This is a genomic window from Myxococcus sp. CA039A (assembly GCF_013336645.1).
Taxonomy (GTDB): domain Bacteria; phylum Myxococcota; class Myxococcia; order Myxococcales; family Myxococcaceae; genus Myxococcus; species Myxococcus llanfairpwllgwyngyllgogerychwyrndrobwllllantysiliogogogochensis.
On sequence record NZ_JABUMQ010000343.1, the window covers coordinates 1 to 11,534 of the forward strand.

Sequence of the window (11,534 nt, forward strand, 5' to 3'; positions counted from 1 at the left end):
GGCTTCCACCGCCTGCGTGTCAGACCGGGGTGTTACCTCCGGCGTAGGGGACGCTCCCATGAGGAGCGTCAGGGCAAGAAAGGGCTGGTACGTACGCAACCTCCAGGAATGTCAATGGGAAGGTAGGGTGGGGCGGCCAGGGCGCAAGTCCAAGAGAGGACCTTCCTGCCCGCCTCTGGCCCGTTTGAAGGGCAAGCAGCCGAACGTATGGCCACGCGTGGCATGGTCACGCTTGATCGCCTGGATGGCGGCTGGTACTCCTGCTGATCGTTCCGAGGCCGATTTTTCGGCCTCGCGCTCACTTTTCACCTCGTACCTCGCGCCTCTTCCAGGAGCCCGCTGGCATGCGTATCAAGCGGTTGGACATCACCGGCTTCAAGTCGTTCATGGAGCGGAGCGTCTTCACTTTCGACGAGGGCGTCACCGGCATCGTCGGCCCGAACGGCTGTGGAAAGTCCAACGTCGTGGACGCCATCCGCTGGGTGATGGGTGAGCAGAGCGCGAAGAACCTCCGTGGCCGTGGCATGGAGGACGTCATCTTCAACGGCTCGGAGAACAAGCCGCCCCTGTCCATGGCGGAGGTGTCGCTCACCTTCCTGGTGGATGACACGGACCAGCTGTCGCCCCAGTACCAGGGCTACTCGGAGATCACCGTCACGCGGCGCCTGTTCCGCAACGGGGACTCGGAGTACCTCATCAACAAGACGCTGTGCCGGCTGCTGGATATCACCGAGCTGTTCCTCGGCACGGGCGTGGGCACCAAGGCCTACTCCATCATCGAGCAGGGCCGCGTGGGTCTCATCGTCTCCAGCAAGCCGGAGGACCGGCGCCACCTGCTGGAGGAGGCCGCGGGCGTCACCAAGTACAAGGCCCGCCGCAAGGCCGCCGAGCGGAAGATGGAGGCCACCGAGGCCAACCTCCTGCGCGTGACGGACATCACCAGCGAGTTGGAGAAGCGGCTGGACGCGCTGTCGCGCCAGGCGAAGAAGGCGGAGAAGTACAAGAAGGTCAAGCAGCGCATGCGGGACATCGACCTGCACGCGGCCAGCCACCGCCACCTGGAGCTGCTGGCGGAGAAGCAGGTCCTCCAGTCGCGCCTGCAGAACCTGGGCTCCGAGGAGCGAGAAAACCTGGACCGGGTGAAGGAGCTGGAGGAGGCCATCACCCGGCGCCGCGCGGAGCTGGACGCGGAGGCCGCCGCCCTCCAGACGCTGGCCGCGGAGGTGCACGCGCTCGAAAGCTCCGTGCAGCGCGACACGCAGGAGCTGGCCTACGGCCGCCGTGACTACGACGAGACGAACAGCCGTGTGATGCAGGCCCGGGCGGAGCTGGACGGGCTGCTGGCGCGGCAGGCGGAGATGTCCGACGCCATGGCCGCCCGCGAGGCGGAGCTGTCCGGCATCGCCGGCTCGTGGAAGGAGGACGAGGTGGCGATGCAGGTGGCGCAGGAGGAGCTGCGCCGCGTCAACCACCTCCAGACGGAGGTCGCCCTGCGGTTGGAGCAGGAGCGCGCCGGGCTGGTGGCGGTGGCCACCCGACTGGCCAACCACGAGAGCAACCTGGTCAACCTGGCCCGTCAGCGCACGGACCTGGAAGCGCGTCGGGCCAGGCTCCAGGCGGAGCTGGACGGGCTGCGCGCGCAGGAGACGGAGCTGGAGTCGGTGCGAGGCGATGTGGCGAAGCGGGTGGAGGACACCCGGCACCTCGCCGCGGAGCTCGCCGAGCGCAAGGGGCAGGAGGAAGAGGCCCTCACCCGCACGCGCGCGACCTTCACGGAGAACGAAATCCAGGTCATCGCGCTGCGCGAGGAGCTGAGCGACAAGCGCAGCCGCCTGTCGTCCCTGGAGGACATCCAGAAGAACTACGACGGGTTCGACCGGGGCGTGCGCGCGGTGATGATGCGCGCCGGCACGGTGGCCCGGGAGCAGGGCATCTTCGGCCTCGTGGCGGACGTGCTCACCGTCACCCAGCGCTACGAGCGCGCCGTGGAGGCGGCCCTGGGTGAGCGGCTCCAGCACGTCATCGTGGAGAGCCGCGACAAGGGCGTGGAGCTGGTGGAGTACCTCAAGGGCCACGCGGAGGGCCGCGGCAGCTTCCTGCCCGTGCCCATGCTGGACACGCTGCAGCCCGTGCTGGAGCCGGACTTCGAGCGCCCGGGGGTGCTGGCCCACGCGCTGCGCGAGGTGACGTGCGAGGAGGCCCTGGCGCCCGTGGTGCGGATGCTGCTGGGAGACGTGGTCATCGTCCAGGACCTGGCGTCGGCGCGTGCGTACTCGGAGGCCGGTGGCCCCCAGTGCACGCTCGTCACCCAGGAGGGCGAGGTCTTCCGCTCGGACGGGACGATTGTCGGCGGCGAGCGCGAGGGCGCGGCGGTGGGTGCGCTCCAGAAGAAGCGTGAAATCGCCGAGCTGGCCACCGAGGTGGCCCGGGTGGAGGAGCGCTACAACGAAATCCTCACCCGGCACTACACGCTCCAGAAGCAGATGGGGCACACCGAGGGCGTCCTCAAGGGGCTGGCGAAGAACCAGCACGCCGAGGAGGTGAACCTCGCCAGCCAGGAGAAGGACCTGCACAAGGCGGGCGAGGACCTGGCGAAGGTGCGCGAGCGCCTCCGGGCCCAGGAGCTGGAGGACGGGCAGCTGGGTCAGAGCCACATGGCGCTGGCCAACGAGGAGGAGACGAGCCGGGGCGAGGTGGCCCACGGTCAGACGGACCGGGAGTCGCGCGAGGAGCGCGTCCGGCAGCTCTCCTCCGAGCAGGAGTCGCTGCGCCAGCGCTCCGAGTCCGCCAATGGCGAGCTGACGGGCCTGCGCATCAAGGTCGCCGCGGGCAGCGAGCGCGGCGAGTCCGCGCGCAAGGAGCTGGACAGCCTGGTGACGCAGCGCCGGGAGATGGAGACGCGCGTGGCGCGCCTCCAGGCGACGCTGGCCGAGGGTGGCACGCGCACGGAGGAGCTGGCGCGGCGCACGGCGGAGACGGAAGCGGGGCTGGCCCAGCGCGTGGAAGAGCACCGCGTGGCCGCGGAGGGCCTGGAGACGCGGCGCACCGCGCACACCACGGCCTCGACGGAGGTGCGGGAGCAGGACGCCCAGTTCCGCGAGCTGCGCGGCCGGGTGGAGGAGCTGATGCAGGGGCTGTCGCAGATTTCGCTGCGCGAGCGCGAGATTGCCCTGGAGCTGGAGCACCTGTCGGCCGGCATCCGTGAGCGGCACCAGGTGGACCTGGTGCTGGAGCTGCACCGCTACCACCTGCTGCCTTCCCTGGCGCCGGAGACGGAGGCGGAGCTGAAGGACCTGCGCGCCCAGGTGGAGAAGATGGGGGAGATCAACCTCACCGCCATCGACGAGCACGCGGAGCTGTCCAAGCGCTTCGACTTCCTCATCGCGCAGAAGACGGACCTCCAGGCCTCCATGGGGCAGCTGCGCGAGGCCATCACCCGCATCGACGCCACCAGCCGCGAGCGCTTCAAGCAGACCTTCGACGTGGTGAACGAGAAGTTCCAGGCCATCTTCCCCCGCCTGTTCGGCGGTGGGCGCGCCAGCCTGGTCCTCACCAACGACGGCCCCAATGGCGAGCCGGGCGTGGAAATCGTCGCCCAGCCGCCGGGCAAGAAGCTGCAGAGCGTCAACCTGCTCTCCGGTGGAGAGAAGGCCCTCACCGCCGTGGGCCTCATCTTCGGCATCTTCCTCATCAAGCCCACGCCCTTCTGCCTCCTGGACGAGGTCGACGCGCCGCTGGATGAGGGCAACGTGGGCCGCTACAACGACATGGTGAAGGAGATGAGCAGCCAGTCGCAGTTCATCCTCATCACCCACAACAAGCGGACCATGGAGGTCTCCAACACCCTCTACGGTGTCACCATGGAGGAGCCGGGCATCTCCAAGCTCGTCAGCGTGCGCATCAGCGAGGCCAGCGCGGCCAACGACGACAAGATCAGCGCGTAGTCGTCCTCACGACGCTGGAAACACAGAAGGCGCGGGTCCCGGAAGTTCGGGTCCCGCGCCTTCGTGCGTTTCAGCCCCGCTGGGGGACTACTTGCCGACTACTTGCCTTTGTAGGACTTCTTCGGGCACGCCTTCTGGTCCGCGTCCGCGCGGGCCTGGGCGGCCGTCAGGTCCTTCTGGGTGTTGGTCAGCGCCGTCTGGCTGGCCGTCTCCACCGGCGTCCAACCCTCGGCGTCCGTCGTCTTCAGCTCCTGCACCAGCGCCACGGAGGCCTGGTCCACGGCCTGCTGGGCCTCCAGCGCCTTCACCCAACCCTGCGCGGCCTCCACCAGGGCGTTGCACTTGCCGGCCAGCTCGTCGAACAGCTTGTAGTCCTTGGTCTTCTGGTACTTCGCCACCACGGCCTCGAACGACTCGGCCGCCGCGGCGCGGGCGCCGAAGGCGATGGCCGCGTCCGCCGCGCGCTGGTTGCGGACGACCTCCAGCTGGAAGAAGCGCAGCTGGGGGGGCAGGGCGCTGGCGGCCTCGGTGGCCCCGGAGTTGAAGTGGACGAAGCGGTGCGGGTAGCTGAGCTTGTCCGTGGACAGCTTCGCGGGCACGGCGACAATCTTCGTCTTGAGGCACGCGGCGAGCTGGTCACCCTCGGTGCTGCCGGAGGCGTCGAACGTCACCTCGGCGACGGGCTGGCCCTTGGTGAGCGTCATGTGGGACGTCAGCACCGGCGGCGTCTGCGCCTTGTAGGTGGCGTAGCAGTCGCACCAGCCCTGCTGGGCCAGGCGGACGGCGCCGGAGAAGTCCGAGCCGTCGTTGACGCCGAACTTCACCGTGGCGCTGGCCGTGGTGTCGTGCTCGAAGGTCGCCGTGGACTCCAGCGGCGGGGCGCCCTTGGCCAGGGGCTTGGGCTGGACGAGCTTGTCCACCACGGCCTGGATGCACTGAGTGCCCGTGGGGGTGAGGTTCTCACCGGTGATGGCGTGGGTGCCGCCCGCGTCCGTCACGGTGGTCTTCACCGTCGCCACCGTCTTCTCGGCGGGGCCCCGGTTCTGCGGGGACACGAGGCACTCGAGTACTTCCGGCCGGGTGGTGAGCATGGCGCCCACCAGCACGCCCTGATTGGACGCCGGCAGGGTCAGCTCGCGCGGGAAGCAGGTGGCCACGTCGAACGCGGGCTGGTTGCCAATGCGCACGCGCTCCTCGGTGGTCTGCGGCTTGGCGGCCGTGTCGGCGCTCTCGGCGGGCTTCTGCTGACCGGCGCAGGCGGCGGTGAAGACGACGGAGGCTACGACGAGACGACGCAACATGCGGTTGTTCTCCATGGGGTGGAACTGCGAGGGGGCACTCACTTCTCCAGGCCCTCGGCGTTCTTGAGGTCCTTGAGGCGAAGCCCGTTCTTCTTGAGCAGACGATAGAGGCTCTGCATGGACAGCCCGGTGCGCTGCTCGGCGGCCTTCATGTCGAAGCCCACCGTGCGCATCACCTCGGCGAAGTAGAGGCGCTCGAAGTCGGCCAGCACCCTGTCCTTCGCCTCGTGGTACGGCATGCCGGTGACGAGCGTGGCCACGTGGGTGCCGGGCGGCTGACCCTCCGGGCGGCGCGAGGGCTGGGCGAGGAAGTCCAGCCAGCTGGTGTTGCCCGTCTCCTCCATCAGCGCGCCGCGCTCGAGCACGTTGCGCAGCTCGCGCACGTTGCCCGGCCAGTCATAGCCCTCGAAGAGCGCGAGCGTCTGGGGCGTCAGCGTCACGCTGGCGCGCAACGTCTGCGACAGGGCCTGCGCCAGCGAGGGCAGGTCCTCGCGGCGGGTGCGCAGGGGCGGCAGGCGCACGCGCGCCACAGCGAGGCGGAAGTACAGGTCCGCGCGGAAGCGGCCCTGGCGCACGTCCTCCTCCAGGTTGCGGTGCGTGGAGGCGATGACGCGCACGTCCACCGGCACGGGCTGGCCGTCCAGCGAGGGCACCTCGCGCGCGTCCAGCACGCGCAACAGCTTGCCCTGCACCATCAGCGGCAGCTCGCCGACCTCATCCAGGAAGAGCGTCCCTCCCCGGGCGGCCTCGAAGACGCCGCGCGCCTCCTTGTCCTCCGGGTCGCTCGCGCGCAGACCGCCGAACAGCTCCCGCTCCGCCTTCTCCTCGGAGATGAGGTTGCAGTCGACGACCTTGAACGGGCCATGCCGCCGCGACGAGTGCTGATGCACCGCGCGCGCCGCCAGCTCCTTGCCGGTGCCCGTCTCGCCCTCGATGAGCAGGCTCATGTCCTCGCGGGCCACGCGCCGCAGCTCCGTGAAGACCCACCGCATCTTCTCCGAGGAACCCACCAGCGCGCCGAAGGACTCGGCGCCCGCGAGCTCCACCTCGGTGGGCTTCGCCGCCACCTTCACGGCCAGCTTCGTCTTGCCGAGCTCGACCTTGTCTCCGCGGCCCAGGTACGCCTGAAGCACCTGTCGCCCGTCGAGGAAGGTGCCGTTGCGACTGCCGGTGTCGCGCAGCAGGAGGCCTCGCGGCGTGCGCTCCACCTCGAGGTGACGGCGGCTCACCGTGGTGTCCGTCAGCACCAGGTCGCTTGCGGGGTCCGAGCCCACGCGTACCAAGCCATCCTGGGTCGTCACCTTCTTGCCCTTGTCGGGGCCAGACACCACCTCCACGGTCCATTCGTGAATGGGGATGCGGGTGGTGCGGCCTTCTTCTTTGTCCGTCTGGGTGGTCTGGGTGACCTCGGGCCTGGGCTCCATCATGGGTCCTCTTTAGGTGCGAGGGGACCGGGCGGGCAAGCCCGACGCACCATGTGCTCGTGCCCGAACTGGTCAGGGCAGCATGAGTGGAAGAATCTTCCCGGAAGGCTGTTGCACGTCAGCCTTCCTCGGAAGGAGCGCCCCGTGCGCGTGGACCGGGGCGGGGGTGGCGCGTCGGAGTGTCCCCGCTCGGGCCTCCGGGCGAACGACTCCCCAGCGCGCGGTGGCTTCGGAGCGGGGCCTGGGCCCTCGTCCGTGCTTTGCGCGATGGGGCTGCTGGCGTCCTTCCCGGTGACTTCCGGGAGGGCGCGTCGGAGGGTGGGGTGGCGCACGTCCACGTGGCCCCAGTACGCCATGGACGCCTGGGGACCTCGTGCTGGGGTGTGCCTGGGACTGTCCACCAGCGCACGTTCGTCGCCGTGCAGGCGCCGCGTCGTGTCGCGGTGCGGCCCTCGGGCGTTCCGCAGCCGCGTCTGCGCCGGCGGAGGTCGTCCAGGAGGATGGGAAGGGCCGTTCCAGAAGCTCACGGCCGGCATCCAAGACGAACACCCTCCGCGAATCCAGTGTCACGCGCGGGCGAGGTCCAATCAGTACGTCGACGGCGAGTCGCTGGCGGGGAATGACTCCTTGGAAAGCTCGTCGACGAGATCATCCGAGCTGGTTCCTCCGGACTTCACCCCCGCGTTGCTCTGGTCCCTGACCACCGGTCCCTTTGGGGAGGACTTGCCCGAGCCCGCCGCGCGCTTGCGTCCGGCGCTGCCCGTGGCCGCGGCCCTTTCCGTCGTCCCCAGTCGCGCGCCCAGGAGGTTCTTCGCCCGCTCGGCCAGGTGGCGCTGCTCGTCCCGCCAGTCGCGGAAGAACTGCGCCAGTTCCGGGTCTCCCGCCCGCTCCGCGTCCTGGATGAACTGCTCCGCGGTCGAGGCGCCCTTGAGCAGGTGGTACAGCGTGCTGATGACGTTGTAGTGCGCGTCTTCACCTGCCATTGCCGCCTCCCGAGAAGGGGTGGTGTTCCATGGCGGTAAGGTAGGCACGGCGCGGCGAGCGGCCCCGTGAAGGGCGCTCGCCTGCCCGCTTGCGACTCAGGCCTGGAGCATGGGCTCCAGCTTGCCTTCCTTGTCGAGCTGGGCCAGGTCCGAGTAGCCGCCGACGTGCGTGTCACCGATGAAGATTTGAGGCACGGTGCGCTGGCCTCCGCTCATCTCCACCAGCTTCTCGCGCGCGTCATCGTCTCCGGTGACGTCCAGCTCCTGGTAGTCCACGCCCTTGCGCTTGAGCAGGTCCTTCGCGCGGACGCAAAAGCCACAGTAGTTCGTGGTGTAGATCTTCACGGGTTTCACGGTGTCGCCTCCTTCATTCCCAACGTAAGGGCGTGGCCTTTCGCGCGCCACCGGGCGCATGAAAGCACGACGGCCCCCGGCTCCTTGAAAGGAACCGGAGGCCGCCAGTGAAGCGTCCACCCCGGATGGACCGGGGTGGGGGGCGACTACATGCCCATGCCGCCCATACCGCCCATGCCGCCCATGCCGCCACCGCCGGCGGGGGCGTCCTTCTCGTCCTTCGGACGCTCGGCCACCATCGCCTCGGTGGTCAGCATCAGGGACGCCACGGACGCGGAGTTCTGCAGCGCCGTGCGGCTCACCTTGGCCGGGTCGATGACGCCCGCGGCCAGCAGGTCCTCGTACGCGCCCGTCGCGGCGTTGAAGCCGAACGAGCCCGTGCCTTCCTTGACCTTGTTGACGATGACGCTGCCCTCGAGGCCGCCGTTGCCGACGATCTGGCGCAGGGGCTCCTCGACGGCGCGGCGGATGATGTCCACGCCGAACTTCTCACCCTCGGCGAACGTCTGACCCTCCAGCGCCTTGAGGCACCGGATGTAGGCCACGCCACCGCCAGGAACCACGCCCTCCTCGACGGCCGCGCGGGTCGCGTTGAGCGCGTCCTCCACGCGGGCCTTCTTCTCCTTCATCTCCGTCTCGGTGGCCGCGCCGACGTTGATGACGGCCACGCCGCCCACGAGCTTCGCCAGACGCTCCTGGAGCTTCTCGCGATCGTAATCGCTGGTGGTCTCCTCGACCTGGGCGCGGATCTGCTTCACGCGCGCCTCGATCTCCGGCTGGCTGCCCGCGCCGTCGACGACGGTGGTGTTGTCCTTGTCGACGGTGATGCGCTTGGCCTTGCCCAGGTCCTGCAGGGTCAGCGTGTCCAGCTTGATGCCCAGGTCCTCGGCGATCATCCGGCCGCCCGTCAGGGTGGCGATGTCCTCGAGGATGGCCTTGCGGCGGTCGCCGAAGCCCGGCGCCTTCACCGCGCACACGTTCAGCACGCCGCGGATCTTGTTCACCACCAGGGTGGCCAGGGCCTCGCCCTCGACCTCCTCGGCGATGATGAGCAGGGGCTTACCAGCGCGAGCGACCTGCTCCAGGATGGGCAGGAGGTCCTTCATCGAGGAGATCTTCTTCTCGTGGATGAGGATGAGCGCGTCGTTCAGCACCGCCTCCATCCGCTCCGGGTCCGTCACGAAGTACGGAGACAGGTAGCCGCGGTCGAACTGCATGCCTTCGACGACGTCCAGCGTCGTCTCCAGGCCCTTGGCCTCCTCCACCGTGATGACGCCCTCCTTGCCGACCTTCTCCATCGCGTCCGCGATGATCTGGCCGATGGTGGCGTCGCCGTTGGCGGAGATGGTGCCAACCTGCGCGATTTCCTTCTTGTCCTTCGTCGGCTTCGCCAGCTTCTTCAGCTCCGCGACGATGACCGCGACGGCCTTGTCGATGCCGCGCTTGATGTCCATCGGGTTGTGCCCGGCGGCCACCAGCTTCGCGCCCTCGCGGAAGATGGCCTGCGCCAGCACCGTGGCGGTGGTGGTGCCGTCACCGGCGACGTCGGAGGTCTTGGACGCGACCTCCTTCACCATCTGCGCGCCCATGTTCTCGAACTTGTTCTCCAGTTCGATTTCCTTCGCCACCGTCACACCGTCCTTGGTGATGGTGGGCGAGCCGAAGCTCTTCTCGATGACGACGTTACGGCCCTTGGGGCCGAGGGTCACCTTGACCGCGTCGGCCAGGATGTTGACGCCACGGAGAATGGCCTCGCGGGCGCGTACGTCGAAAAGCAGTTCCTTCGCCATGATGGGAATTCCTTGAGTGAAGGGGTGGGGGACGGATTACTTCTCGATGACGCCGAGCACATCCTCCTCACGGAGGATGAGGTGCTCCTCGCCGTCGAGCTTGATCTCGGTCCCGGCGTACTTGCTGAAGAGGATGGTGTCGCCGGCCTTGATGTCGAGGGGACGCACCTTGCCGTCCTCCTGCACCTTGCCGTTGCCGACGGCGATGACCTTGCCCTCGAGGGGCTTCTCCTTCGCCGTGTCCGGGATGAAGAGGCCGCCCTTGGTCTTGTTCTCCTCGGCGACCCGCTTGACGATGAGCCGATCCTGCAGGGGACGAATCTTCATGGTCTGCTCCTTGATGGGCGCCCACCGTCCGGGGTCTCCGGACGGCTCTCGGCGCCACTGGGGGTTGAAAAGGGCCGTGACGACCCGCGGCATTTAGCACTCACACCTTGCGAGTGCTAACGCCTAGGCGCGGCGGATAATAACCAGCGAAGTCGACCCGTCAAGCGACGCTGACTGCCCGTGCCCCGACATGCCAACCGTCTGGCATTGCTGCTCTTTTCCCCGCCGCGCACGACGCCGTGGAAGGACGCCCGCTCGTCGCCCCGCACGTGGAAATTGGCACTCGGGGTGGTCGAGTGCCAGCGCAAGTGCTTGGAATCATTGAAAGCGGGTTTTGCGACGAGGAGGGTCGATTGCTACCGTTCCCTTATTCCCGAAGGCGCCGTCGGCCGGGTGGAAGGACGGGAGTGTCGATGAGTCAACTGGTGGCGTCCCTGTCGCTGAAGGAGTTCTTCAAGTCGCTCCTGGACGAGGTCACTTCGCGCCAGCGCGTCTCGCTGGAAGAGGTGACGGAGTTCTATCTGGTGAACCTGCTGGCGGACTTCGCCAGCACCGACATGCTGTTCGACCGCCAGGAGGACGGCCGCAAGGGCCGCGAGCCCCTGGCGCTGCTCTACCACCAGGCGCTGCAACAGGAGCGCGAGGCGCGCATCCGGACGCTGCGGCGGCTGGGGGATGTCTCCCTCTACACCGTGGGCTTCTTCTCCGGCGCGCTCCAGGGCGGAGTGGTGGGGCCGGACTACTACATCCAGATGGGAGGCACGGCGTACGGCCAGGTGGCGGACCTGTCCCCTCGGGCGGGCTTCGCGGGGGTGTACCGGGAGCTGCACGACAAGTTCCGCTCGGTGGTGGAGGTGCTGGAGGAAATCTCGGCGCGAGGCATGGTCCGGGCCGGGCCCTCCGGGGCGTTGAAGGTCTACGAGTCGTGGGCGCGCACGGGCAATGACCGGCTGGAGCGCGTGCTGGTGGACGCGGGGATGATGCCGAACGCGAAGGGACAGCTCCCCAACTAGCCGTGGCACGGAGGTCGCGATGATTGGCCGCGTTCAGGACCACCTGGAGGCCATCTATGGCTTCACGTGCGAGGCTCGGGCGGAGGTCTTCGTGGTGGACACGGAGGCCGCCGTCCAGTTGGGCGCCACGGGGCGCAGTGACGAGGAGCTCCTGGTGCACGAGTCGGGGGACGCGCTGGAGATGGCGCTGTACCTGTCCCCCGCGCTGCTCGACAGGCTGAAGCCCTACGAGGCCGGGCCGCTGGGGTATCTGCTGGATGGAGACCTCGCCGGCTACTGCCAGGTGGCCGAGGGCGTCAGCCACTTCCTCTACATGGCGCACACGGCGGCGCACGGGCGGACGGTGTCCCTGCTGGAGCTGGAGGCCCAGGCGGAGGTGGACAAGTTCGCCATCTGCC

The 11,534-nt window shown here is 68.6% G+C and carries 8 protein-coding genes and 1 pseudogene; 3 read left to right on the top strand and 6 right to left on the bottom strand.

Annotated features, from left to right (window positions below; genetic code table 11):
• Positions 1-344: 344 nt before the first annotated feature.
• On the top strand, positions 345-3,944 hold the full coding sequence (gene smc / locus HR086_RS38835; protein WP_174468139.1) for a chromosome segregation protein SMC: 3,600 nt from the start codon (positions 345-347) through the stop codon (positions 3,942-3,944).
• Positions 3,945-4,042: 98 nt separating this feature from the next.
• On the opposite strand, the gene HR086_RS38840 is transcribed toward smc, so the two are convergent.
• The 6 genes from HR086_RS38840 to groES form a co-directional block, all read right to left on the bottom strand.
• Positions 4,043-5,245, bottom strand: a complete 1,203-nt coding sequence (locus HR086_RS38840; protein WP_174468140.1) for a hypothetical protein — start codon at positions 5,243-5,245, stop codon at positions 4,043-4,045.
• Between the two features lie 38 nt (positions 5,246-5,283).
• Positions 5,284-6,669, bottom strand: a complete 1,386-nt coding sequence (locus HR086_RS38845) for a sigma 54-dependent Fis family transcriptional regulator (RefSeq protein ID WP_141644829.1) — start codon at positions 6,667-6,669, stop codon at positions 5,284-5,286.
• A 587-nt stretch (positions 6,670-7,256) separates the two neighbouring features.
• On the bottom strand, positions 7,257-7,652 hold the full coding sequence (locus HR086_RS38850) for a hypothetical protein (RefSeq protein WP_174453592.1): 396 nt from the start codon (positions 7,650-7,652) through the stop codon (positions 7,257-7,259).
• A 96-nt stretch (positions 7,653-7,748) separates the two neighbouring features.
• Positions 7,749-8,006 (bottom strand): glutaredoxin 3, encoded by a 258-nt coding sequence (grxC, locus tag HR086_RS38855; RefSeq protein ID WP_141644805.1) that lies wholly within the window; start codon positions 8,004-8,006, stop codon positions 7,749-7,751.
• Between the two features lie 146 nt (positions 8,007-8,152).
• Positions 8,153-9,796, bottom strand: a complete 1,644-nt coding sequence (gene groL, locus HR086_RS38860) for a chaperonin GroEL (protein WP_141644806.1) — start codon at positions 9,794-9,796, stop codon at positions 8,153-8,155.
• A gap of 36 nt (positions 9,797-9,832) precedes the next feature.
• Positions 9,833-10,123, bottom strand: coding sequence for a co-chaperone GroES (gene groES / locus HR086_RS38865; protein ID WP_002640434.1), 291 nt, complete (start codon positions 10,121-10,123; stop codon positions 9,833-9,835).
• A 413-nt stretch (positions 10,124-10,536) separates the two neighbouring features.
• On the opposite strand from groES, the gene HR086_RS38870 reads away from it, so the two are divergent.
• Both HR086_RS38870 and HR086_RS38875 read left to right on the top strand, forming a co-directional pair.
• Complete coding sequence (locus tag HR086_RS38870) at positions 10,537-11,136, top strand: hypothetical protein (RefSeq protein WP_174453593.1); 600 nt, start codon at positions 10,537-10,539, stop codon at positions 11,134-11,136.
• Positions 11,137-11,155: 19 nt separating this feature from the next.
• Positions 11,156-11,534, top strand: a pseudogene (locus HR086_RS38875) (hypothetical protein); the annotation flags it as partial.